A 23,404-nucleotide genomic window follows, 5' to 3' on the forward strand; every position below is an offset into this window, starting at 1 on the left:
TCGGGCATATGCGGAATGCGGTTTCCTTACTGATCGAGGCGTGGGGTGCGCCGGGGGTGGGGAGCGGAGGGACGGCATGAACGACGGGACGGTCATACTTCCCTGGCTCGTGATACGGCAAGACGACAACGGCAACCGCTACCGCGTCGGAAGGTACGCGACCAAGGCCGAGGCCCAGAAGATCGCCGACAGCCTGGACGACCGCGGGCACAAGCAGCTGTACTGGATCGAGCGGCTGAACCAGAACGGCGGGCGGTGACGCCGCGGGCGTAGGCTCCGGCGCATGACTGAGCGGATCATGGTGGTCGGCGCCGCACTGTACGACGGCGAGCGCCGCCTTCTGGCCGCGCGCCGCAGCGCGCCCGAGGAACTGGCCGGGCGCTGGGAGCTTCCGGGCGGCAAGGTGGAGCCCGGCGAGCGCGACGAGGACGCGTTGGTGCGCGAGCTCAAGGAGGAGCTGGGCGTCGAGGCGGAGGTCGTCGATCGCGTGCCGGGGGAGTTCCCTCTCGGGCGCGGCTATGTGATGCGGGTGTGGCGGGCCCGGCTGCTCGCGGGGGAGCCGCGGCCGCTCCAGGACCACGACGCGCTGCGCTGGCTGGAGCCCGACGAGCTGTGGACGGTGGAGTGGCTGGCGGCGGACGTGCCGGCCGTCCGGGCGCTCGGCCTCGCGGGCCGGGGCGAACGGTAGCTCCGCCGAGGCGAACGGTAGCTCCGCCGGGGCGGCCGCGGCTCCGGCGTGGCCGGGGGAGGGCCCGGCGTGGCGGGAGGGGGCCCGGCGCGCCTCTGTGCGGCGCGGGGCGGCAAGGGGCGCGCGAGGTTCGTCAAGGTGAGGTTCTGCTTCTCGTACGCCGTTCGTGCCACAGTGCCACCTTGAACACGGTAATCCCACCGGGATATCGGGTATGTGCCCATTAACCCCATGAAACCGGACATGGATCCGTCGCTCGGCTGGGAAGTGATCGGCGTGCTCGACACCGAAGGCGACTGCGCCGAGTGGGACTTTCCCGCGGACCCGGGCGCCGTCCGCACGGCCCGCGCCGTCGTCCGCAAGCAGCTGGGCGACTGGGACCTCGCCCCTCTGGGCGACGTCGCCGTCCTGCTCGTCAGCGAACTGGTGACCAATTCCCTGCGGTACGCGTCGGGGCCCATCGTCGTCCGGCTCGTCCGCCCCGAGGGCCCGCTGGGCACGCTCCTCGTCGAGGTCTCCGACCCCGTGCCCGACCCGCCGCGCGAGCGCGTCGCCGCGCCCGACGACGAGGGCGGCCGGGGAATCCAGCTGGTCGCCAGGTCGTCGAGCCGCTGGGGCACCCGCCCGGGGCGCAGGGGAACAGCGGGGAAGACGGTGTGGTTCGAGCTGGCGCTGCCCGGTTAGAAGACAGAGAGCGTCGGTACGTACAAATGCACGGGCCGGACGCAAGGCGGTCACGGGCCAAAAAGCGGTAAGTGCGTGCCGTGATCGTGAACGGCGTGTGGCACGGCCCCGTAGTGCTGGATACTGCGGGCAGCCACATCCGGTGACCGGTGCCGGATGCGGTGAGCTGGAGGGGACGGTTCGCGTGAGCGAGATACCAGCGAAGGCGACGGGTTCGACGCGGCCGACGGCGCGGGCGGGGCGGGCAGCCTCGTCGGCGGCCGGGGGCCCGGTCGGGACCGCGGCGCCGAGCGCGGGCGACGGTGCGCGTACCACCGCAGGTGGCGGCGCGGACCACGGCCCCGTCGGCGCGACGGCCGGTCACGGCCGCGGCCCCGCGGGCGCGGCCGGACCCGAGCGCGCTGACGGCGGAGCGGACCGGGCCCCGGGCGCCACGGGAGACGTACCCGCGAAGGGCACCGGCGGCGACCTGCCGGGGCAGGGCGCGGGCGGCGGCGCGCGGCCCGACGAGGGCCGTGGCGTAGGGCGCGGCGCGTCCGGGACGGTAGGTGCCGGTGCGGCGCATGGCGTAGCCGGGGACTCGGACGCCGTCGACGCGCGTCACCACGCCGCGGGCCGCACGCGGCCGCGCGTCGAGGACCAGCCCCCCACGCGGGGCGACATCATCTGGCAGAACAGCCCGCCGGGCTCCCTCTACGACTACATCAAGGTGGCCTCGTTCTCGATCGGCCCGGACGGCCTGGTCGACCAGTGGAGCAGCCGGGCCGAGCGGCTGTTCGGCGTGCCCGCGCGGGACGCCGTCGGCAAGGACCCGATCGAGGCGTTCGTCCCGCGGGAGCTGCGGCCGCGCGGCCACCGGAAGATGGCCGAGATCCTGGACGGCCGGGAGTGGACGGGATCGGTCCCCTTCCGCCTCCCGGAGCCGGTCGGGCCTGCGCCCGCGTCCCCGGCAGCGACCGCGACCTCGTCCCTGGCCGCGTCCGCCGCATCTGCCGCGTCCGCCGCCCCCGTTCGCGAGGGCGTCGCCGAGGTCTATGTCATGCCCGCCAGGACCGCGGACGGGGAGCGGTCCGCCGTGTGCCTCGTCGTCGACGTCCGGGCGCTCCAGCAGATCGAGTCCGACCTCGCCGCCTCCCAGGCCCTCTTCGGCCAATCTCCCTTCGGGTTCGTCCTGTTCGGCACGGACCTCAAGGTGCAGCGTGCCAACCGCCGCTTCGCGGCCGTCTTCGGCGGCACCGCCGAGGACCACCGCGGCCGCACCGTCCACGACTACCTGCCGCGCAACGAGGCCGACCGCATGCAGGCCGCCCTGCGCCGCGTCCTGGAGACCGGCGAGGCCGTCAACGACATGCAGATCGTCGGGCCCGCCCCCGGCAGCAGCGAGCGCCGCCACTGGTCGGTCAACCTCTACCGCGTGCACAGCGGTTCGGGCCGCCCCATCGGCATCGCGGGCCTCGGCAACGACGTCACCAGCCGCCACGTCGCCGCCCGCGAGGCCGCCCACGCCCGCCGCAACCTCGCCCTCCTGAACGAGGCGGGCGCCCGCATCGGCAACTCCCTCGACCTGGAGACCACCGCCCGCGAACTCCTCGACGTCGCCGTCCCCGGCTTCTGCGACCTGGCCTCCGTCGACCTCTACCAAGGCCTCCTCGACGGCGACGAGACGCCGCCGGGGCTCGCCGACGGCAGCGCCGAACTGCGCCGCGTCGCCTTCGCCAGCGCCGTGGCCGACGCGCCCTTCCCCGAGGGCACGGGCCCCATCGACGTCGGCTCCGTGCACCGCTTCCCGTTCACCTCGTCCTGCGCCGACGCGCTGCGCACCGCCCGGGCGCGGCTCATCGCCGCCGGTGACGACTGCGGGCCGACCCGGCTGACCGGCGGCCTCATCCAGTCCACGCTGGCCGTCCCGATGGTCGCCCACGACACCGTCGTGGGCCTCGCCCAGTTCTCCCGTACGAAGGGCAGCGAGCCCTTCGGCGAACGCGATCGCGCGCTGGCCGGTGAGCTCGCCGCGCGCGCCGCCGTCTGCATCGACAACGCCCGCCTCTACCGCCGCGAACACGAGCGCGCACTGATCCTCCAGCGCTCCCTGCTGCCGCCCGGCGACCCGGAGGCGGCCGGGCTCGACATCGCCTGCCGCTATCTGCCGGGCAACGCGGCCACCGAGGTCGGCGGCGACTGGTTCGACGTCATCGAACTGCCCGGCCACCGCACCGCCCTCGTCGTCGGCGACGTCATGGGCCGCGGCCTGCGCGCCGCCGTCACCATGGGCGAACTGCGCTCCGCCGTGCGGACCCTGGCCCTGCTCGACCTGGAACCCGCCGAGGTGCTCGCCGCGCTCGACGAGATCGCCCGCGGCCTCGGCAACCCCTCGGGCCCCCGGCGCACCACGGCCCGGGGCGCCCGCGACACCGACGACCTCGCCGAGGTGTACCTCGCCACCTGCGTGTACGCCGTGTACGACGCCGTCACCCGGCGCGTCACCATCGCCAACGCGGGTCATCTGCCGCCCGTCCTCGTCGAACCCGGCGAGAGCGCGCTCATGCTCGACGTACCGCCCGGCATGCCGCTCGGCGTCGGCGGCGAACCCTTCGAGGAGGTCGAGGTCGACCTGCCCGAGGGCGCCCTGCTCGCCCTCTACACGGACGGCCTCGTCGAGTCCCGCGACCACCCGCTCGACGAGGGCCTGAACGCGTTCGTCAGCGCCCTCACCGACCCCGAGCAGGCCCTGGAGGACATCTGCGACCACGTCCTCAGCGCCCTGGACACCCACCACGGCGAGGACGACATCGCGCTGCTCATGGCGCGCGTCCAGGGGCTGCCCGCCGAGCACGTCGGCGACTGGACGCTGCCGCGCGAGCCGCGCTCGGTGGGCCACGCCCGCGAGCTGGCGTGCGCGCGCCTGCGGGAGTGGGGCCTCGACGCGCTCGTCGACACCGCCGAGCTCCTCGTCAGCGAACTCGTCACCAACGCCCTGCGGTACGGCGAGGGCGAGATCCGGCTCCGGCTGCTCCTCGACCGCACCCTGGTGTGCGAGGTGTGGGACGCGGGCCTGGTCCAGCCGCGCCGCCGCCGCGCCCGCGACACCGACGAGGGCGGGCGCGGCCTCCAGCTCGTCGGCCTGCTCAGCGCGGCCTGGGGCTCACGGCGCACCCCGCGCGGCAAGACGGTCTGGTTCGAACTGGCGCTGCCGGACGGGAACACGCCGCCGATGGACGCGGCGGAGGCGCTGATGAGCCTGTTCTGACGGGGCCTCGCGCGGGCTTCGCGTGGGGGCTGCGCGGGTTTCGCCCGGGCGCCGCGCGGGTGGGGCGGGTCGGCGTGCTGAGCGGGCATGATGAAGTCCGCTGCATGGTGGAAGCGCCCCGAAGGGGCGCGGGAAACTGCGCGACCAGCCCCGACGAACCCGCAGGCGAACGACGGCATGGCACGGCGGATCCAGCGGAGCGCTCAGGTGGTGGCCTTGAGCGCGGCGAGCCGGGCCTCGACCTCCGCCTCGTCGCTCAGGCTCTCCAGCTGCTCGAACTGCGCGTCGAGCGACGACGCGGCCAGCTCCTCCCGGCCCAGGGCCCGCGCCTCCTCCCTGCGCACCTTCTCCTCGAACCGGCTCAGCTCGCTCGTCGGGTCGAGCACGTCCAGGCTCCCGGCGGCGTCGGCCATCCGGTTCCGCGCCTGCGCGGCCTTGGCCCGTGCCACCAGCTCGTTCCGCTTCGACTGCAGCTCCGTCAGCTTGATCTTCATCGAGTCGAGGCCGTCCTTGAGCCGCGCGACCACGTCGCTCTGCGCGGCGATCGTCGGCTCGGCCTCCTTGGCCTCCTTCTCCGCGCGCAGCTGCCGCCCCAGGGCGACCTTCGCCAGGCCGTCGAACCGGTCGGCCTCGACGGCCCCGTCCGCCATCCGCAGCGCGTCCGCCTTCCGGCTCGCGGCCAGCGCCTTCGCGCCCCACTCGACGGCCGCCTTCTGGTCCTCCTCGTGGTCCTGCTCCATGAGCCGCAGGTCCCCGATGGTGGCCGCGACGGCCTGCTCGGCCTCCTTGATGTTGTCCGTGTACTCGCGGATCAGCTGGTCCAGCATCTTCTGCGGGTCCTCGGCCTGATCGAGGAGGGCGTGCACATTGGCCTTCGCCAGCTGGGTCACACGCCCGAGGATCGTCTGCTTGGTCATGTCGTCGCTCTCCTTGTACGAGGCGTTGGCACCAGGCGGTTGGCACTGGATGGGGTGACGAGGCCTTGGCCCGGGGGCCTGGCCCTGGCCCGGGGCCAGGGGCGCGGGGGGGGCACCGGGCCGCGTTCAGAACCGGCCACCGCCCCCCATCCGCCCCCGCGTCCCGCCCCCGCCGAACGTCCCGGGCCCACCGCCCCCGAAGCCTCCGCCGCCGCCCCTTCCGGTCCCGCGCCCCAGCCCGCCGAGGACCTCCCCGAGGACGATCCCGCCGAGGACGGCACCGCCCATGCCGCCGCCCCGGCCGCCCGCGCCGAAGCCCCCGCCGTACGGATTGCCGTAGGCGCGGACGTCCCGCTCGGCGAGCGCCTGGGCCTGCCGCGCCAGGGAGTCGGCCCGCTGCGCCGCGGCGAGCGCGGCGGCGGGGGCGGCGCCGCCGGGGGCCTCGGCCCGCTCCAGGTGGCGCTCCGCCTCCGCGAGCCGGGTCCGGGCCTCGGGGCCCACCGCGCCCCGGTGCGTCGTCACCTGGTCCCGGGCGGCGGCGACGGCGCTGCGCGCGGTGAGCAGGGCCTGGTCGAGGAGCACCCGGGCCCGGTCGTCCTCGCTCGCACGCTGCCGCGCCCCGGCCAGGGCGTCGTCGAGCGCCGCGTCGGCCTCCTCCACGCGGCGCAGCGCGTCGATCGGGTCGTACGCCCCCGCCGACAGCGCGCGCCCCACCTCCGCCACGACGGACTCGGCCCGGGCGATCCTGCCGCGCAGATCGGCGGTCGGCGTGCCCGCGTCCGTGCCCTCAAGGAGGCCGCGCGCGTCGGCGAGGTCGGCCTCGGCCTCGCTGAGCGCGCCCGGCAACCGCCGGTCGGCCTCGGCGAGTTCACCGGCGAGCCGCGTCACGCCGTCCACGAACGTGCCCGCCTGGTCGACGGCTCCCTCCGCCGCGCGCAGATGCACGGCGGCCGTCCCGTTGTCGGCGCTGCCGACGGCCGCGCGGGCCTGGTCCAACTGGCTCGCGGCGAACGCGAGCCGGTCCTTGGCCTGCGCCACGCTCCCCACGACCGTCTCGCTCGCCGCCGGCGCGTAGGCCGCCCGCAGTTCCTTGAGCGTCGTCTCCGCCTCCATGGCCCGCGCGTTGACCTGCCGGAGCGCCGTCTCGGCGTGCTCCAGGGCGCTGGGCGCGGTGCGCTCCAGGGAACGCAGCTCGTCGAACGCCGCCGCCTCCGCGTCGAGCCGCCGCCCCGCCTCCGTGCAGCGCGCCACGATCTCGTCGAGCATCCGCCGCCGCGTCGCGTCGTCCTCCGGATACGCGTCGTCGAGCCGCTGCCGCAGCCGGAACGCCGCCGTCAGCTCCGCGCGCGCATACGCCACCGCCGCCGCGAACGGGCGTGCCGCCTCCTCACCGAACTGCGCGGTGGCGAAGCCCAGTTCCTCGGCGCTGGTGCGCACCGCGTCATCGGTCTCGACGAGCAGCCGCCCGGAGTCCGCGTCCAGCTCGGGCAGGGGAGTGACCCGCTGCGCCTCGCCCCGGCCGCCGGGCGTCGTCCGCGTCGTGAACCTCCGCCTGCGCCGCCGGTAGGCGACCGCGGCGAAGGTGCCCGCCACGCCGACCGCGACCACGGGCAGCACCAAGTCACCCGCCACTCCGTCGTCACCCCGGCCCCCGCCGCCCGGATCCGCTTCACCGGGAGTGATCGCGGGCCGGGGCACGGGCTGCCCGGCGAGCACGGCCGCGTATCCCTGGGCCGCGCCGATCGCCGCCCCCGCCCAGTCGTGCTGCCGCAGGGCGGGCTCGATGGCGGTCGCCGCGACGTCCCTGAGCTGCGCCTCGCTGAACCGCGAGCCCTGCTCGGCCGAGTACGCGTACTGCCGGTCATGGGTGGCCACGGCCAGCAGCACGTCGTCCGTCCCCAGGCCGTTCCGCTCGGCCGTGGTGTCCGCCCAGTCCCGCGCGGACCGTCCGGAGAAGTCCCGGACATAGGCCACGAAGAGCTGGATCTTCCGGTCGTCGTAGAGCCGGTCGAGCGCGTCGGCGACGGCGGCTCGACGGCCCCCGAGCGCGCCCGCCCTGTCGGTGATCTGGCCGTCGCGGTCCAGGCGCACGGGGTCCTCGGCGGGCGCCGCCCGGGCACCGGACACGGCGGCCCCGGCAGGCATCGCGGACGCCGGTGGCACGGTCCCCGGCAGCCCGCACCAGAGGAGGAGCACGGCTGCCGTGGCCCGCGCGGCGGTGCGCGTCCACGCGGACGGCGGGGACGGCACAGCGGGCGCAGGCAACGCGGAGCGCCGGGACGACGGGAACGACGTCACATCTGGCAGCGTAGGGCGGTCCCTGAGGCCCCGCGACCGGGGGCCGGGCCGACGGCCTCTCGTACGGTGGAGGTGAGCGGACTGAGGGGGCGGCGGTGATCGGACTCAGAGGGGCGGCGGTGGGCGGGGTCTGGGCGGGTGTGCGGGAACGGGTGCTCGCGGTGCGGGAGGCGCCGCACTGGCGTGAGGTGTTCGGCGCGGACTGGCTCGGCGAGCACGGCCATGGCTTCCGCCTTGAGCCCGTCCTCTCGGAGCCGGAGGTGCGGGCCGTCGAGCACCACCTGGGTGTGGAACTGCCGGGGGAGTACCGCGACTTCCTCCGCCAGGTCGGCGCGGGTGGCGCGGGCCCGGACTACGGCCTCTTCGCCCAGAGGCCGCCGGGGTCGGACGACGAGCCGGACTCCGGTGCCTGCGCGCTGCCGTTCCGCCCGGAGGGCACCGACGAACTGGCCGGTCATGAGGCCGATCAGCCGTGTGCCGACGACTACGCCGACGAGGAGGCCCTGAGCCGTGACTACGCGGCTTGGGAGGCGCGCTACGACGTGCTCCACGACTCCCTGACCGACGGCACCCTCCACCTCGGCCACCAGGGCTGTGGCTACTACACCCTCCTCGCGGTGACGGGCCCGGAGCGCGGCACCCTGTGGGACGACGTGCGGGCCGTCGGCGAGGGCGTGCAGCCCGTGACGCGGCAGGACAAGCCCCGTGTCACCTTCGCCCAGTGGTATCTGTCGTGGCTGGAGCACGCGGAGCGGACGGCGGCCGAGGGCCGCCCCCGCCCTTACGGGACATAGCCCGCCCGGTGCTACGGGACGTAGCGCACCTCCGGGAACTGGGGCGACGGGCCGTCCAGGAGGTGGTTGTCCCGGTCGCGCAGCCAGCGGTCGAAGAAGGACGTCACATAGGAGCGCTGGGCGGCGACGGCCCGCTTCGGGTCGACGGTGCCTATGTTCTTCTCGATGACGGCTCGGGAGGCTCCGGTCTGGGGCAGCAGGGCCGCCAGGTCCGTATAGGTCTGGTGCTGGGAGCCGCGGAGGGTGAAGTCCCGCTTCCAGCCCGGGGTGTGGGACCAGAAGGCGCCCCATGAGGGCTCGGTGGTGTGGTCGCTGCCTTCGCGGCCCATGAGGAGCAGCGGGCGGTCGACGCCGTGCCGGGCCACCGGGGTGAGGTTCGTGCCCTTGGGCTCGCCGTTGAGCTCCATGGTGCCGTCGAGGTTGACGGCGGCCTTGACGCGCTTGTCCTCGTACATCGTCTCGGCGGCGGCGATTCCGCCCGCGGACTGGCCGAACATGCCGACGCGGCCGCGGTCGATCACCCGGGACAGGCCGTGCGGCAGGGCGCCGAGCCGGTCGAGGACGAACTTGTCGTCGGCGACCCGGGTGTCCAGGACCTTCTTCAGGAGCCGGGACAGCGACCGGTCGTCCGTCACCTTGGCGAAGGCGTCCCGCAGGGGCTTGTCGCCCTTGACCGAGCCGTCGGGGAACTGCACGCCCGGCGCCTCATAGGTGTGGTCGACGGTGATGACCACATAGCCACGGCTCGCCATCTCCTCGACCAGGGAGGTGCCCCAGGTCCGCGGGTCGTTGGCCCCCGCGGAATAGAGCAGCACCGGGCGTCGGCCGCCGCGGTCGTCGACCGGGGCCGACTGGCGCGCGTGGGTGCGCATGCCCGGCCAGTCGACGGCGCCCTTCGCTATGCCGTGCGGGGCGGCGGCGTCCCACCGCTCGGCCGCGCCCGGCGCCATGTACGGCGCGGGGGCGGGGCCGCCGCCGGTCTTCCGCGCCGGATACCAGACGCTGACCATCAGCTCCCGGTACGGCTGCGAGGTGACCCAGGGGTCGTGCCGGGAGTGGTCGACGAGGCGGGACGTCACCGTGCCGACGGGGTGAGGGCCTGTCGGGGCGGGCAGGACGGGGCGCACTCCGTCCTCGGGCTGTGCGCGCACCGCGCTCTCCGTCCCCCGGGCGAAGGCCGGGGCGGCGGCCCCGGCCCCCAGCGTCACCGCCGCCGCGAGGCCCGCGGCCACCAGCACCTTCATCGAGCGCGCGCTCCGCGCCGTGCGAATCTCCATGCCTCCATGCTGGCCGCGCGCCCACGCCGGAACCATGGGGGAGATCACGAGACTTGCCTGGGGGATTACCCCCACACATCCTTCGCCAGCCCCGCCAGCCCCGCCAGCCCCGCCAGCCCCGCCAGCCCCGCCAGCCCCGCCAGCCCCGCCAGCCCCCGTGCCTGTGGTGCCTACTCCCCCCGCCGCCGGATCTTGTTCCCCAGCCAGACCAGCGGATCGTACTTGCGGTCCACCGCGCGCTCCTTCAGGGGAATCAGCGCGTTGTCCGTGATGCGGATGCCCTCGGGGCACACCTCCGTACAGCACTTGGTGATGTTGCAGTAGCCGAGCCCGTGCTCGTCCTGGGCGGTGGCCTTGCGGTCGAGGCCCGTGTCCGCCGCGGCGTCCAGCGGGTGCATGTCCAGCTCCGCGACCCGCATCAGGAAGCGCGGCCCCGCGAACGCCGTCTTGTTCTCCTCGTGGTCACGCACCACGTGGCAGGTGTCCTGGCACAGGAAGCACTCGATGCACTTGCGGAACTCCTGGGAGCGGTCCACGTCCTCCTGCATCATGCGGTACTCGCCGGGGCCCACGCCGGGCGGCGGCACGAAGGAGGGCACCTCGCGCGCCTTGGCGTAGTTGAAGCCCACGTCGGTCACCAGGTCGCGGACCACGGGAAACGCCCGCAGCGGCGTGACGGTGATGGTCTCCTCGCGCGAGAACACCGACATCCGGGTCATGCACATCAGGCGCGGCCGCCCGTTGATCTCCGCCGAGCAGGAACCGCACTTGCCCGCCTTGCAGTTCCAGCGCACCGCGAGGTCCGGCGCCTGGGTGGCCTGGAGGCGGTGGATGATGTCGAGGACCACCTCGCCGTCGTTGACCTCGACCGTGAAGTCCTCGAGGCCGCCCCCGCCGGTGTCGCCGCGCCAGACCCTGAAGCGCGCGTCGTACGCCGTGGACGATGCAGCTGTGCTCACTCGTAGAGCTCCTCTTCGGCCAGGTACTTGACCAGCTCCTCCTTCTCGAAGAGGGCGAGCAGGTCGGGGCGGATGGGATCGGTCGTGACGCGTTCGAGGTCGATCTGGCCGCGCTCCGGGTCGGTCGCCGCGAGGCCGCCGGTCGGGTCGACGAGGCGGCACAGCAGGTTCACGCGGCGCCACTCGCGGTTCATCCCGGGGTGGTCGTCGCGGGTGTGCCCGCCGCGGCTCTCGGTGCGCTCCAGGGCCGCGCGCGCCACGCACTCGCTGACGAGCAGCATGTTCCGGAGGTCGAGCGCCAGGTGCCAGCCCGGGTTGAACTGCCGGTGCCCCTCGACCCCGGCCCGCCGCGCCCGCACCCGCAGCTCGGCGAGCTTCTCCAGGGCCCGCTCCATCTCGCCCGCGCGACGGATGATGCCGACCAGGTCGTTCATGGTCTGCTGGAGCTCCTGGTGGAGCGTGTACGGGTTCTCCGGGGGCGCCCCGTCCGAGGGGCCCTCCGCGCTGAACGGACGCAGTGCCTCCGCGGCCGCCGTGTCCAGCTGCGGCTCGTCCACCACGGGGCGTACGGCCGACTCGTCCGCGTACCGGGCCGCGTGGAGACCGGCGCGGCGGCCGAACACGAGCAGGTCGGACAGGGAGTTCCCGCCGAGCCGGTTGGAGCCGTGCATGCCGCCCGCGACCTCGCCGGCCGCGAACAGGCCCGGCACGCCGCGCGCCGCCGCCGTGTCGGAGTCGACCGCGATGCCGCCCATCACGTAGTGGCAGGTCGGGCCGACCTCCATCGCCTCCGCGGTGATGTCGACGTCCGCCAGCTCCTTGAACTGGTGGTACATCGAGGGGAGCCGCCGCCGGATCACCTCGGCGGGCATCCGCGTCGACACGTCGAGGAACACCCCGCCGTGCGGCGAGCCGCGCCCCGCCTTCACCTCGGAGTTGATGGCCCGCGCCACCTCGTCCCGGGGCAGCAGCTCGGGCGGGCGGCGGTTGTGGTCCGGGTCCTCGTACCAGCGGTCGCCCTCCTCCTCCGACTCCGCGTACTTCTCCTTGAAGACGTCCGGGACGTAGTCGAACATGAACCGCTTGCCCTCGGAGTTCCGCAGGACACCGCCGTCGCCGCGCACGGACTCGGTGACGAGGATGCCTTTCACCGACGGCGGCCACACCATTCCCGTCGGGTGGAACTGGACGAATTCCATGTTCAGCAGCGGGGCGCCCGCGAGCAGTGCGAGGGCGTGCCCGTCGCCCGTGTACTCCCACGAATTCGACGTCACCTTGAAGGACTTGCCGATGCCGCCGGTGGCGAGCACGACGCTGGGCGCCTCGATGACGAAGAACCGCCCGCTCTCCCGCTCGTAGCAGAAAGCGCCGCTGACCCGGTCGCCCTCTTTGAGTACGCGGGTGACCGTGCACTCCTGGAAGACCTTGAGGCGGGCTTCGTAGTCGCCGAATTCCTTCTCGTCCTCCTGCTGGAGGGCCACGATCTTCTGCTGGAGGGTGCGGATCAGTTCGAGACCCGTACGGTCACCGACGTGGGCGAGCCGGGGGTATTCGTGGCCGCCGAAGTTCCGCTGTGAGATCCGGCCGTCCTTGGTGCGGTCGAAGAGCGCGCCCCAGGTCTCCAGTTCCCACACCCGGTCGGGCGCCTCGCGCGCGTGCAGTTCGGCCATCCGCCACTGGTTGAGGAACTTTCCGCCGCGCAGGGTGTCACGGAAGTGCACCTGCCAGTTGTCGCCGGAGTTCACATTCGCCATGGCCGCCGCGATGCCGCCCTCGGCCATCACCGTATGGGCCTTGCCGAACAGCGACTTGCAGATCACCGCCGTGCGCGCGCCCTGCTCACGGGCCTCGATCGCGGCCCTCAGGCCCGCACCGCCGGCGCCCACGACGACGACATCCCACTGCTGCCGCTCCACTTGAGACATCAGAACGCCCCTATTTCTTCCTTCGTCATATCCGTCGTATTCGTCGTCAGAACAGTGTCGGATCGTCGAACGCGCCGGAGGCGATCAGATACACATAGAAGTCGGCGAGCGCGACGCTGATCAACGACGCCCAGGCGAGCAGCATGTGACGGCCGTTCAGCCAGCCCACCCACTGCCACATCCGGTAGCGCACCGGATGCTTGGAGAAGTGCTTGAGCTTTCCGCCGACGACGTGCCGGCACGAGTGGCAGGAGAGCGTGTACGCCCAGATCAGCACGATGTTCACCAGGAACACGAGCGTGCCGAGGCCCATGTGGCCCCACGCGTAGTGCTCGTCGCGGAAGGCGAGCACGGTGTCGTAGGTGAGAATGCCCGCGACCGGTACGGCGGCGTAGAAGAAGTACCGGTGGATGTTCTGCAGGATCAGCGGGAAACGCGTCTCGCCGGTGTACTTGGCGTGCGGTTCGGCGACCGCGCAGGCGGGCGGGGAGGCCCAGAATCCGCGGTAGTAGGCCTTGCGGTAGTAGTAGCAGGTGAGCCGGAAGCCCAGCGGGAAGATGAGGATGAGCAGGGCGGGGGACAGGCCCCACCAGCTGCCGAAGATCTCCCAGTTCGGGCCGTTCTTCATCGGCTTGCAATTGTCCGCGACGCACGGCGAGTAGAACGGCGAGACGTACGGCGCCGCGTAGTAGTCGGAATTCGCGAACGCCCGCCACGTCGAGTACACGACGAAGGCGAACAGTCCGGCGGCGGTCGCGGCGGGCTGGAGCCACCAGCGGTCCGTCCGCAGATGGGCAGCGGCGATCGCGGCGCGCGTGCCGTGCCGTACGCCGCCGGGGGCCGTGCCCTTGTTCAGATGGGGTTCGGTGCCAGTTGCCAACGAGGCTCCACTCCTTCGTCGACGGGTGGGTTACGACGGGCGCGGGCCCCGGGGGCCGGGGCCGGACGGGCCGGGGGCGGGCGGGGCCGGGGCCTGGCTAGGGCGCGCGGCGGTAGCGGGCGCCCAGGCCCTCGTCGTCGGAGTCCGTCCACAGGGAGCTGTCGTACGGGGTGTCCGGTACGGGGACCATCGCGGGCCGCGCGGGGGGCGGGGGCGCCGGGGACTGGCGCTCGGTCGGAGATGCGGGGGCCACGGCCGCGCGCAGCAGCGCGACGCTCTCGCGCAGGTGGTCGGTGTCCATGCGGACCCGGCGGAAGTCGACGCCCGCCGCGTCCGCCTCGGCCTGCCGCTCGATCCGGCCCACCGTGCGGACGAGGTCGTCGACACAGCGCTGAATGGCCGTCAGGTCGTCTTGCAGAGCCATGACTTGCCCTCACTTCAAGGGGTGCGGTCGTAAACGCTCATGCGCCTGCGAGTGTCGCGCCTCACATCCCGGCTTGGGAAGGGATCTGTCGTGATTGGGCCCGGGAAGGGGGCGGGCTGGCTCATGTCCGCCGGAGCGCGCCCCGGCGGCCCCGGTGGGGCCGCGCTCCGGCTCTCCTTCCGCGGGGGCCGGGCCCGGGCCTTCCGCCCGTTCCCGCATCGGCCTCCGGCCTCGTCCTCACACGCCGGACGGGCTTGTCCCCCCGCCCGCCCGCCTGCCCCTCATCGCGCTGCCGCGCTCGTCCTCGGACGCCGGGCGGGCTGGGGCGCCCCCACCCCGCCCGCCCTCTCATCGCGCTGCCGCGCGGGCCGGGAGTCCGCTCGTCCGCTGTCGCTCGTCGGCTGTCCGCCGTTCCCGGGGTGGGGGGAGAGGGGCGTTGGGCCGCATGGGTGGGTTCTGGGGGGAGGGCCGTCGTGTCGGGGGACCGCGCCGGGGGCCGTCGCGTTCAGTGGGGGTGATACATGTGATCAACTCCATATTTCGCCCGTAACGCCGCCATCCGCGCATACCCATGGAAACGGCACCCCGAGCAACACCGCCAAGGGCACCGCCCCGGAGGCACCCCGAAGGCACCCCGGGGGGGCACCACCCCCGGGCCACCGCCCCAGGGCGCCACCCCCAGGGCACCGCGGAACGGCGTTGCGAGCCCCCCACCCGGACCACGAACGGCACCACGTCACCAGCCCCGGCCCCCCTCCCACCCCCGCCCGTCAGGGCGGATCGCGGCCGGGCCAGCCCCGGAGGTACCCGTCATGCCCCACGACCGCGCCAGGCCGCAGCGACCGGTCCGCCCGAAGGCCACGGTCCGATCGGCCGTGTTCCTCGCCGCGGGAGTCCTCGCGCTGCCCGCCCTCGCGGGGTGCGGCGCGGACGACGAGACGAGCACCCCCGCGGCGGCCCAGGACGTCGCCCCCGCCGCCCGGGACCTGGTGGCCGACGGCGGCACCGTGAAGTGGGCCGTCGACGCGCTGCCGGAGACCTTCAACACCTTCCAGTCGGACGCGGACGACGCCACGTCCCGGGTGGCGGGCGCCGTCCTGCCCTCCCTGTACCGCCTCGACGCGCAGGGCCGCGTGCAGCGCAACCCGGACTTCCTGGAGACCGCGAAGGTCGTCGAGAGCGAGCCCAAGCAGGTCGTGCTCTACAAGCTGAACCAGCAGGCGGTGTGGAGCGACGGCCGGGAGATCGGCGCGGACGACTTCGCCGCCCAGTGGCGGGCCCTGTCCGGCAAGGACAGCGCGTACTGGACGGCCCGCAACGCGGGCTACGACCGCATCGAGAAGATCGAGCGCGGCGCCAACAACCTGGAGGTGCGCGTCACCTTCGCGCAGCCGTACGCGGACTGGCGCTCGCTGTTCTCGCCGCTGTACCCGAAGGAGGTCATGGGCACCCCCGACTCCTTCAACGACGGCGCGCGCACCAGGCTGAAGGTCACCGCGGGCCCCTTCGCCCTCAAGGACGTCGACCGGGCCGCGGGCGAGGTCACGCTCCGGCGCAGCCCGCGCTGGTGGGGCAGCCCCGCCAAGCTCGACGCGCTCGTCCTGCGCGAGGTGCCGCGCGAGCGCCGCGCCGCCGCGCTGGCCGCGGGCAAGGTCGACCTGGCCGACGTGGACGCCGACGAGGCGGGCCGGATCGCCCTGGCCGCCCGGGACAAGGGTGACCGGGGCCCGCTCACGCACGGCCCCGGCGCCCGGCTCACCCCCGCCGACGCCCTGCGCTCCTGGGCCCGCGCCCACGGCACGGACGAGGAGGCCGCCGCGGCCGAGCAGGAGGCGCGCGAGCGGACGGACAAGGCCGTCGCGCGGTACGCCGACGAGCAGGCGGGCCTGCGCGGCTACACGGTCCGCAAGTCCCTCGAACCCGCCTACACCCAGCTCGCCCTCAACGGCGCCGAGGGCCCCCTCGCCGACGACCGGGTCCGCCGCGCGGTCGCCCGCGCCCTGAACCGCACCGAGCTCGCGGAAACGGTTCTGAAGCCGCTCGGCCTGCCCGCGCTCCCGGTCGGCAGCCATCTGGCCCTGGCCGGTCAGGACGCGTACGCGGACAACAGCGGGGCGCTCGGGGACCAGGACACCGCCGAGGCGCGGGCGCTGCTCGCCGACGCGGGCTGGACGCCCGGCGGCCCCCTCAAGGACAAGCTCAAGAGGGACAAGGACAAGGACAAGAAGGAGAACGCGGCGGGCAGCGAGGCGGAGGCCCGCGAGGAGGACGGCGACGACGGTACGTACGTCGTCGGCGAGGACGACCAGAAGCCCGGCGACTCCGGCACCTCGGTCCTCGCGCCCGCCCCCGCGGCCGCGTTCCAGCAGGCCGTCCTGGCCCGCCAGGCCGACGCCCTCACCGCGCGCCGCGACGCCGACAAGGAGCAGCGCAAGGACCCGGGCGCCCCGGCCAAGAAGCACGCGCGCAAGCACGCCGAGAAGCACGCCGAGAAGCACACGGAGAAGCACGCCAGGGGCGGTGCCCCGGGCGCCTACGCCCCCAAGGGCACCGCCGCACCGAAGGCGGGCAAGGGGGCGGGCGGGCCCCTGGCCAAGGACGGCAAGCCGCTCACGCTCCGCTTCGTCCTGCCGTCCGGCGACGGCTCGCAGGCGCTGCGCGGCGTCGCCGACCGCATCTCCCGGATGCTGGAGCGCATCGGCGTCCGTATGGAGATCGCGAAGGTCGCCGACGAGAGCTACTTCAAGGACCACATCGCGTCCGGCCAGTACGACCTGGCCCTGTACTCCTGGCCCGCGTCCGCCTTCCCCGCCACCGACGCCCGGCCGATCTTCGCCAAGCCGGTGCCCGCCGCGGACGGCTCCCTCAACGTCGAACAGAACTACACCCGCGTCGGCACCGACCACATCGACCAGCTCTTCGACCAGGCCCTCGCCGAGCTCGACGAGGGCGAGATGCGCTCCCTGGTGAAGAAGGCCGACGCCCGCATCTGGGCGGCCGCGGGCTCCATCCCCCTGTACCAGCGCCCCCAACTGGTGGCGGCCCGGCCGAACCTCGCCAACGCCGGTGCCTTCGGCTTCGCGACCCCGCTCTACGAGGACATGGGCTACCGGAAGCCCGGCGCCGGACCCGCCGAGAGCCCGTCCCGGGGCTGAGGCCGGGGCCCCGCCGGGCCGGTTCCGGCGGGGCCGCGTAGAATGGGGTAAGGCCGTGGCGTGTGTCTGCCCGGCAGGGCGCGCGTACCAAAAGAGAAAAGTACGCGCAGCCTTCCACTCTTCCCGGGAGAAGCGCACCTCGCATGCCCACGCGCCACGACATTCGTAACGTCGCCATCGTCGCCCACGTCGACCACGGCAAGACGACCATCGTCGACGCCATGCTCAAGCAGGCCGGCGCCTTTGCCGCGCACGCCGCAGAGTCCCTCGACGACCGCATGATGGACAGCAACGACCTGGAGCGTGAGAAGGGCATCACGATCCTGGCCAAGAACACCGCGGTCAAGTACCACCCGAAGGACGGTGGCGACCCGATCACGATCAACATCATCGACACCCCCGGCCACGCCGACTTCGGTGGCGAGGTCGAGCGCGGTCTGTCGATGGTGGACGCGGTCGTCCTTCTGGTCGACGCCTCCGAGGGTCCGCTGCCGCAGACCCGCTTCGTGCTCCGCAAGGCCCTCCAGCAGCGGCTGCCGGTGATCCTCTGCATCAACAAGACGGACCGCCCGGACTCCCGCATCGACGAGGTCGTCAACGAGACGTACGACCTCTTCCTCGACCTGGACGCCGACGAGGACCAGATCGAGTTCCCGATCGTCTACGCCTGCGGCCGTGACGGCGTGGCCTCGCTGACCAAGCCGGAGGACGGCACCGTCCCCGCGGACAGCACCAACCTGGAGCCGTTCTTCACGACGCTCCTGGAGCACGTCCCGGCCCCCGAGTACGACGAGTCGGCCCCGCTCCAGGCCCACGTCACCAACCTGGACGCCGACAACTTCCTCGGCCGCATCGCGCTGCTCCGCGTCGAGCAGGGCGAGCTGCGCAAGGGCCAGACCGTCGCCTGGATCAAGCGCGACGGTTCGATGGCCAACGTGCGCATCACCGAGCTGATGATGACCGAGGCCCTCACCCGCAAGCCCGCCGAGAAGGCCGGCCCCGGTGACATCTGCGCCGTCGCGGGCATCCCCGACATCATGATCGGTGAGACCCTCGCGGACCCGGAGAACCCGATCGCGCTCCCGCTGATCACGGTCGACGAGCCCGCGATCTCCATGACGATCGGTACGAACACCTCGCCGCTGGTCGGCCGCGGCGGCACCGGCAAGGGCGCGGACGCCAAGTCCGCCGTCAAGGACCGCAAGGTCACCGCCCGCCAGGTCAAGGACCGTCTGGACCGCGAGCTGATCGGTAACGTCTCGCTGCGTGTCCTGGAGACGGGACGCCCGGACGCCTGGGAGGTGCAGGGCCGCGGTGAGCTGGCGCTCGCCATCCTGGTCGAGCAGATGCGCCGCGAGGGCTTCGAGCTGACCATCGGCAAGCCCCAGGTGGTCACCCAGGAGATCGACGGCAAGACGCACGAGCCGGTCGAGCGCATGACCATCGACGTGCCCGAGGAGCACATGGGCGCCGTCACGCAGCTCATGGGCGTCCGCAAGGGCCGCATGGACAACATGTCCAACCACGGCTCCGGCTGGGTGCGCATGGAGTTCGTCGTCCCGTCCCGCGGCCTCATCGGCTTCCGTACGGAGTTCCTGACGAACACCCGTGGCACGGGCATCGCGCACTCCATCCACGAGGGCCACGAGCCGTGGTTCGGCCAGCTCCAGACCCGTAACAACGGTTCGCTGGTGGCCGACCGCGCGGGCGCGGTCACGCCGTTCGCGATGATCAACCTCCAGGAGCGCGGTGTGCTGTTCACCGAGCCCGGCACCGAGGTGTACGAGGGCATGATCGTCGGTGAGAACTCGCGCTCCGACGACATGGACGTGAACATCACCAAGGAGAAGAAGCTCACCAACATGCGTGCGGCTTCCGCGGACAACACCGAGAACGTGGTGCCGCCGCGCAAGCTCTCCCTGGAGCAGTCCCTGGAGTTCTGCCGCGACGACGAGTGCGTCGAGGTGACCCCGGAGGCGGTCCGCATCCGCAAGGTGAACCTGGACCAGCGCGAGCGCGCCCGTGCGGCGTCGCGCGCCAAGCACGGCTGAGCCCCTCAGGACGCGGCAGGGCCGCTCCGCGGGACCGACGTCGAGGCCGGCCTCCCCACACCCACCGGTGTGGGGGGAGCCGGCCTCCGGCGTATCCGGGGAGCGATAGCGTCTCGTCACGGAGCGTCTCCGCGAAGGCGGCTCGACAGTGGCTCGACCGCTGCTCGGCAACCGGTTTTTGCCCACGATCTGTCCGCTATACGGACTCTCTTGACCGTTAGATGGGTAACACGTCCGTTTCGCAACCATCTATCTGGGATCGGTTTGTCCGGATTTTGGAAGTTGTACGTGCCAGGTGTGATTGAACCGAGACCAAAAGGGTGTGGTCGGGCCGTACCTCATGGCTAATAGTTGACCGCGTATAGCTCGGGTCAATGGGTCACGCGCTGTGGGGAGCGCCGACTCACGAGCACACTGGGGTACTCGATCTTCGTCGGCAGGGGTGTCGGCGCTGCTTGACGTACCCCCTCTTGTAGCGAACAAGTGGACTCATGAGGAGGAACCCCATGCGTGGTGCCAAGAGCGCCAAGTGGGTTGGGGGCGCGGTTGTTATCGCCCTTGCCGCGACGGCCTGTGGTGGCGGCGACAGCGGCAGTGACAACAAGAACCGGGCGATCGACAAGAACGGCACCTTCGTCTACGCGAGTGGCGAGCCGCAGAACCCGCTTCAGCCGGCGAACACCAAGGAGGCGTACGGAAGCGACGTCATCCACACGCTGTTCACCGGTCTCGTCGACTACACGCCGGGCACCGGCAAGCTGGTCAACATGAACGCGGAGTCGGTGACGCCGTCCAAGGACAACAAGACCTGGACGGTCAAGCTCAAGCCGGGGTGGAAGTTCCACAACGGCGAGGCGGTCACCGCGGAGTCGTACGTCAAGGCGTGGAACTGGGCGGCCCACACGCCGAACAACCAGACCAACAGCTCTTGGTTCGCGGACATCGAGGGTTACACCGACGTCCACCCCGAGAAGGGCAAGCCGAAGACCGACAAGATGTCGGGTCTGAAGGTCAAGGGCGAGAACGAGTTCACGATCACGCTGAACGCGGGCATCCCGTACTACGCGTACAAGCTGGGCTACGAGGTCTTCTCCCCGCTGCCCTCGGGCTTCTTCAAGGACCCGAAGGGCTACGGCGAGAAGCCGGTCGGCAACGGTCCGTACAAGTTCGCCAGCTGGGACCACAAGAAGTCCATCAAGGTCACGCGCTACGACGGCTACCAGGGCCCGAACAAGGCCAAGAACGGTGGCGTCACCTTCAAGAACTACGCCTCCTCCGAGGGCGCGTACAAGGACCTGGTGTCGAACAACGTCGACTCCATGGCGATCGTGCCGGAAGGCGAGCTCGCCAACTACCAGGAAGACCTGGGTGATCGCGCGATCAACCAGGACTTCTCGATGATCCAGACGATCGCGTTCGCCCGCTACACCAAGCAGTGGAAGAACATCGACGTCAAGGTCCTCCAGGGCCTGTCGATGGCGATCGACCGCGACACCATCATCAAGACGGTCCTCAACAACACCCGTGAGGCCGCCACCGGCTGGGTCGCCAAGGACATCATCGGCTACAAGCCCGGCGCCTGCGGCGAGTACTGCAAGTACGACGCCAAGAAGGCCAAGGAGCTCATCAAGGCCGGCGGCGGCGTCCCGGACAACAAGGTCTCCATCCAGTACAACGCCGACCAGCCGCACAAGGGCTGGGTCACCGCGGTCTGCAACAGCATCAAGCAGGCGACCGGCGTGAACTGCGTGGGCGACCCGAAGACCGACTTCCAGGCCGACACGCAGACGCGTGACGCCAAGAAGGTCAAGTCGATGTACCGCTCCGGCTGGGTCCTCGACTACCCGTTCAACGGCAACTTCCTGCGTGACCTCTACGGCACCGGTGTCGGCGGCAACCAGAGCGGCTTCTCGAACAAGGACTTCGACAAGCTGACGGCCAAGGCCGACAAGGCGCCGACCATCGAGAAGTCCGCGGACCTCTACAACGAGGCCGAGCGCAGCCTGCAGAACAGCTTCCCCTCCATCCCGCTCTGGTACGGCAAGTTCCAGACCGGCTACTCCACCAATGTCTCTGGCGTGAAGTTCGACCAGCAAGCGAGCCCGATCTTCACTGAAGTCCAGGTGTACAAGAAGTAGTTCGCGAGGGCTCAGCCCGTGGTGCCGACCGGTGATCCCGGTCGGCACCACGGGCGGCTTCGCACAGGACGGAGGCTTCCATGGGGCGCTACGTCGCGCGGCGACTGCTCCAGATGATCCCGGTCTTCATTGGGACCACTCTTCTCATTTTCTTGATGGTCAATGTGCTTCCCGGCGACCCGGTACGGGCGCTGTGGGGGGACAAGCCGCCGGACCCGGCGCAGATGGAGGCCATTCGCCACCAGCGCGGTCTCGACCTCCCGCTCTGGCAGCAGTACCTGCACTACATGAAGAACCTGGCCGTCGGTGACCTGGGCACCAACATCGGTGGCCGGCCGGTCGGCGACATCCTCAGCCAGGCGTTCCCCGTCACGGTGCGGCTCGCCCTGCTCGCCTTCGGCATCGAGATGGTCCTCGGCATCGCCCTCGGCATGCTCGCCGGTGTGCGCCGCGGCCGCGTCGTGGACAACCTGATCCTGGTCTTCACGCTGCTCGTCATCTCGGTTCCGGTGTTCGTGCTCGGCTACATCGTCCAGACGGTGTTCGGACTCCAGCTGAAGTGGACCGAGCCAACGGTCCAGGACGCCACGGACATCACCCAGCTGATCCTTCCGGCGATCGTGCTCGGCTCGCTCTCCCTCGCGTACGTCGCCCGGCTCACGCGGACGAGCATCGCGGAGAACCTGCGCGCCGACTACATCCGCACCGCCGTCGCCAAGGGTCTGCCCAAGAGCCGGATCATGACGCGCCACCTGCTGCGCAACTCGCTGATCCCGGTGGTGACCTTCCTCGGCACCGACATCGGCACCCTGATGGGCGGCGCGGTCGTCACGGAAGGCATTTTCAACGTGCCGGGCGTGGGCAACACTCTGTTCGACGGTCTCGCACGCCGCGAGGGTCAGGTCATCGTCGGCACTGTGACCATCCTGGTGCTCGTCTACCTGGCCGCGAGCCTGATCGTCGACCTGCTCTACGCGGTCCTGGACCCGAGGATCCGTTATGCCTGACGTCACCAAGACCACTCAGCCGGACGCGGCCTCCGACGGCGCGGCCAAGGCCGCGGCGACGGCCTCCGAGGCCGCCGCGGGCCCGGCGCCGGGCAAGCCCCGCTCGCTTGCCGCGGACGCCTGGCGGGACCTGCGCCGCAACCCGTTCTTCGTGATCTCCGGGCTCCTCATCGTGCTGCTCGTGGTGATCGCGTTCTTCCCGGGCATGTTCACCAGCGCCGACCCGACCAAGGGCGATCTGCGCAACCACTTCCTGGAGAAGCCGAGCTACACGCACTTCTTCCAGCCGGAGTGGTTCGGCTACGACGGCCAGGGCCGGTCCATCTACGCCCGCGTGCTGTACGGAGCCCGCAACTCGATCACGGTCGGCATCTGCGTCACCATCGCCGTCACCATCATCGGCTCCATCCTCGGCATGCTCGCCGGCTACTTCGGCGGCGTCTGGGACGCGATCATCTCGCGGATCACCGATGTGTTCTTCGGCGTCCCGTTCCTGCTCGGCACCATGGTCGTGATGAACGCCGTGACCGACCGCACGGTGTGGACGGTGGTGGGCGCCCTCGCGGTGCTCGGCTGGACCCAGATCACCCGCGTCATGCGCGGATCCGTGATCACCACCAAGCACTCCGACTACGTGGTCGCGGCCAAGGCGCTCGGTGCGAGCACCTGGCGGATCCTGATCCGGCACATCCTGCCGAACGCGGCCGCACCCGTGATCGTCGTCGCGACCATCGCGCTCGGCGGCTACATCACGGCCGAGGCGACCCTCTCCTTCCTCGGCATGGGCCTGTCGGACGACGCGATCTCGTGGGGCAGCGACATCTCCGACGCCGCCAAGCAGCTGCGCAACGACCCGTACATCCTGTTCTTCCCGGCCGGCATGCTGAGCCTGACCGTCCTGGCGTTCATCATGCTGGGCGACGCCGTGCGCGACGCCCTCGACCCCAAGCTGCGCTGAGG

General features: G+C 72.0%; 17 protein-coding genes. 10 read left to right on the forward strand and 7 right to left on the reverse strand.

Annotated features, from left to right (window positions below; translation table 11 throughout):
- Nucleotides 1–76 precede the first annotated feature (76 nt).
- The 4 genes from C9F11_RS26450 (at nucleotide 77) to C9F11_RS26465 (ending at nucleotide 4,619) form a co-directional block, all read left to right on the forward strand.
- A complete protein-coding gene (locus tag C9F11_RS26450; protein ID WP_030687960.1) occupies nucleotides 77–259 on the forward strand; it encodes an SPOR domain-containing protein in 183 nt (60 codons plus the stop codon).
- 24 nt (nucleotides 260–283) lie between these two features.
- A complete protein-coding gene (locus C9F11_RS26455) occupies nucleotides 284–688 on the forward strand; it encodes a (deoxy)nucleoside triphosphate pyrophosphohydrolase (RefSeq protein ID WP_138961591.1) in 405 nt (134 codons plus the stop codon).
- Nucleotides 689–931: 243 nt separating this feature from the next.
- Nucleotides 932–1,372 carry an ATP-binding protein gene (locus tag C9F11_RS26460; protein WP_138961592.1) on the forward strand — a complete coding sequence of 147 codons (441 nt, stop codon included), beginning with the start codon at nucleotides 932–934 and terminating at the stop codon, nucleotides 1,370–1,372.
- Between the two features lie 184 nt (nucleotides 1,373–1,556).
- On the forward strand, nucleotides 1,557–4,619 hold the full coding sequence (locus tag C9F11_RS26465; protein WP_249401899.1) for a SpoIIE family protein phosphatase: 3,063 nt from the start codon (nucleotides 1,557–1,559) through the stop codon (nucleotides 4,617–4,619).
- 203 nt (nucleotides 4,620–4,822) lie between these two features.
- Here C9F11_RS26465 and C9F11_RS26470 read toward each other — a convergent pair whose 3' ends face one another.
- Together C9F11_RS26470 and C9F11_RS26475 are read right to left on the reverse strand one after the other, a co-directional pair.
- Nucleotides 4,823–5,536, reverse strand: a complete 714-nt coding sequence (locus tag C9F11_RS26470; RefSeq protein ID WP_138961593.1) for a PspA/IM30 family protein — start codon at nucleotides 5,534–5,536, stop codon at nucleotides 4,823–4,825.
- A 126-nt stretch (nucleotides 5,537–5,662) separates the two neighbouring features.
- On the reverse strand, nucleotides 5,663–7,681 hold the full coding sequence (locus tag C9F11_RS26475) for a TPM domain-containing protein (RefSeq protein WP_138967028.1): 2,019 nt from the start codon (nucleotides 7,679–7,681) through the stop codon (nucleotides 5,663–5,665).
- A 248-nt stretch (nucleotides 7,682–7,929) separates the two neighbouring features.
- On the opposite strand from C9F11_RS26475, the gene C9F11_RS26480 reads away from it, so the two are divergent.
- Complete coding sequence (locus C9F11_RS26480; protein ID WP_138961594.1) at nucleotides 7,930–8,628, forward strand: SMI1/KNR4 family protein; 699 nt, start codon at nucleotides 7,930–7,932, stop codon at nucleotides 8,626–8,628.
- Nucleotides 8,629–8,639: 11 nt separating this feature from the next.
- Here C9F11_RS26480 and C9F11_RS26485 read toward each other — a convergent pair whose 3' ends face one another.
- The 5 genes from C9F11_RS26485 to C9F11_RS26510 all read right to left on the reverse strand — a co-directional run bounded on the left by C9F11_RS26485 (nucleotide 8,640) and on the right by C9F11_RS26510 (nucleotide 14,093).
- Complete coding sequence (locus C9F11_RS26485) at nucleotides 8,640–9,905, reverse strand: hydrolase (protein ID WP_171075847.1); 1,266 nt, start codon at nucleotides 9,903–9,905, stop codon at nucleotides 8,640–8,642.
- Nucleotides 9,906–10,075: 170 nt separating this feature from the next.
- Entirely contained in the window at nucleotides 10,076–10,864 is a 789-nt protein-coding gene (locus C9F11_RS26495; RefSeq protein WP_138961595.1) for a succinate dehydrogenase/fumarate reductase iron-sulfur subunit, read from the reverse strand.
- On the reverse strand, nucleotides 10,861–12,789 hold the full coding sequence (locus C9F11_RS26500) for a fumarate reductase/succinate dehydrogenase flavoprotein subunit (protein ID WP_138961596.1): 1,929 nt from the start codon (nucleotides 12,787–12,789) through the stop codon (nucleotides 10,861–10,863). The genes C9F11_RS26495 and C9F11_RS26500 overlap by 4 nt, the downstream gene beginning before the upstream one ends.
- 46 nt (nucleotides 12,790–12,835) lie before the next feature.
- The gene (locus tag C9F11_RS26505) at nucleotides 12,836–13,669 is read right to left on the reverse strand and encodes a hypothetical protein (RefSeq protein WP_138961597.1); all 834 of its coding nucleotides are present in this window, start codon (nucleotides 13,667–13,669) and stop codon (nucleotides 12,836–12,838) included.
- A gap of 97 nt (nucleotides 13,670–13,766) precedes the next feature.
- Entirely contained in the window at nucleotides 13,767–14,093 is a 327-nt protein-coding gene (locus C9F11_RS26510; protein WP_138961598.1) for a hypothetical protein, read from the reverse strand.
- A gap of 812 nt (nucleotides 14,094–14,905) precedes the next feature.
- Between C9F11_RS26510 and C9F11_RS26515 the strand changes: the two genes are divergently transcribed.
- From C9F11_RS26515 to C9F11_RS26535, 5 genes are all read left to right on the forward strand, one after another.
- Nucleotides 14,906–17,248 carry an ABC transporter family substrate-binding protein gene (locus tag C9F11_RS26515; protein WP_138961599.1) on the forward strand — a complete coding sequence of 781 codons (2,343 nt, stop codon included), beginning with the start codon at nucleotides 14,906–14,908 and terminating at the stop codon, nucleotides 17,246–17,248.
- A gap of 143 nt (nucleotides 17,249–17,391) precedes the next feature.
- Entirely contained in the window at nucleotides 17,392–19,299 is a 1,908-nt protein-coding gene (gene typA / locus C9F11_RS26520) for a translational GTPase TypA (RefSeq protein ID WP_138961600.1), read from the forward strand.
- Nucleotides 19,300–19,805: 506 nt separating this feature from the next.
- The gene (locus C9F11_RS26525; protein ID WP_138961601.1) at nucleotides 19,806–21,437 is read left to right on the forward strand and encodes an ABC transporter substrate-binding protein; all 1,632 of its coding nucleotides are present in this window, start codon (nucleotides 19,806–19,808) and stop codon (nucleotides 21,435–21,437) included.
- Nucleotides 21,438–21,517: 80 nt separating this feature from the next.
- Complete coding sequence (locus C9F11_RS26530; RefSeq protein ID WP_138961602.1) at nucleotides 21,518–22,444, forward strand: ABC transporter permease; 927 nt, start codon at nucleotides 21,518–21,520, stop codon at nucleotides 22,442–22,444.
- On the forward strand, nucleotides 22,437–23,402 hold the full coding sequence (locus C9F11_RS26535) for an ABC transporter permease (protein WP_138961603.1): 966 nt from the start codon (nucleotides 22,437–22,439) through the stop codon (nucleotides 23,400–23,402). Before C9F11_RS26530 ends, C9F11_RS26535 begins: the two co-directional genes overlap by 8 nt.
- Nucleotides 23,403–23,404 lie beyond the last annotated feature (2 nt).

Origin of the sequence: Streptomyces sp. YIM 121038 (assembly GCF_006088715.1) — a bacterium.
Classification (GTDB): Bacteria; Actinomycetota; Actinomycetes; order Streptomycetales; family Streptomycetaceae; genus Streptomyces.

Coding starts and splice junctions, on each gene's coding strand:
- C9F11_RS26455 (WP_138961591.1), top strand. CDS start 284: ATGACTGAGCGGATCATGGTGGTCGGCGCCGCACTGTACGACGGCGAG.
- C9F11_RS26500 (WP_138961596.1), bottom strand. CDS start 12,789: ATGTCTCAAGTGGAGCGGCAGCAGTGGGATGTCGTCGTCGTGGGCGCC.
- C9F11_RS26515 (WP_138961599.1), top strand. CDS start 14,906: ATGCCCCACGACCGCGCCAGGCCGCAGCGACCGGTCCGCCCGAAGGCC.
- typA (WP_138961600.1), top strand. CDS start 17,392: ATGCCCACGCGCCACGACATTCGTAACGTCGCCATCGTCGCCCACGTC.
- C9F11_RS26525 (WP_138961601.1), top strand. CDS start 19,806: ATGCGTGGTGCCAAGAGCGCCAAGTGGGTTGGGGGCGCGGTTGTTATC.
- C9F11_RS26510 (WP_138961598.1), bottom strand. CDS start 14,093: ATGGCTCTGCAAGACGACCTGACGGCCATTCAGCGCTGTGTCGACGAC.
- C9F11_RS26530 (WP_138961602.1), top strand. CDS start 21,518: ATGGGGCGCTACGTCGCGCGGCGACTGCTCCAGATGATCCCGGTCTTC.
- C9F11_RS26460 (WP_138961592.1), top strand. CDS start 932: ATGGATCCGTCGCTCGGCTGGGAAGTGATCGGCGTGCTCGACACCGAA.
- C9F11_RS26485 (WP_171075847.1), bottom strand. CDS start 9,905: ATGGAGATTCGCACGGCGCGGAGCGCGCGCTCGATGAAGGTGCTGGTG.
- C9F11_RS26535 (WP_138961603.1), top strand. CDS start 22,437: ATGCCTGACGTCACCAAGACCACTCAGCCGGACGCGGCCTCCGACGGC.
- C9F11_RS26470 (WP_138961593.1), bottom strand. CDS start 5,536: ATGACCAAGCAGACGATCCTCGGGCGTGTGACCCAGCTGGCGAAGGCC.
- C9F11_RS26475 (WP_138967028.1), bottom strand. CDS start 7,681: ATGCCTGCCGGGGCCGCCGTGTCCGGTGCCCGGGCGGCGCCCGCCGAG.
- C9F11_RS26450 (WP_030687960.1), top strand. CDS start 77: ATGAACGACGGGACGGTCATACTTCCCTGGCTCGTGATACGGCAAGAC.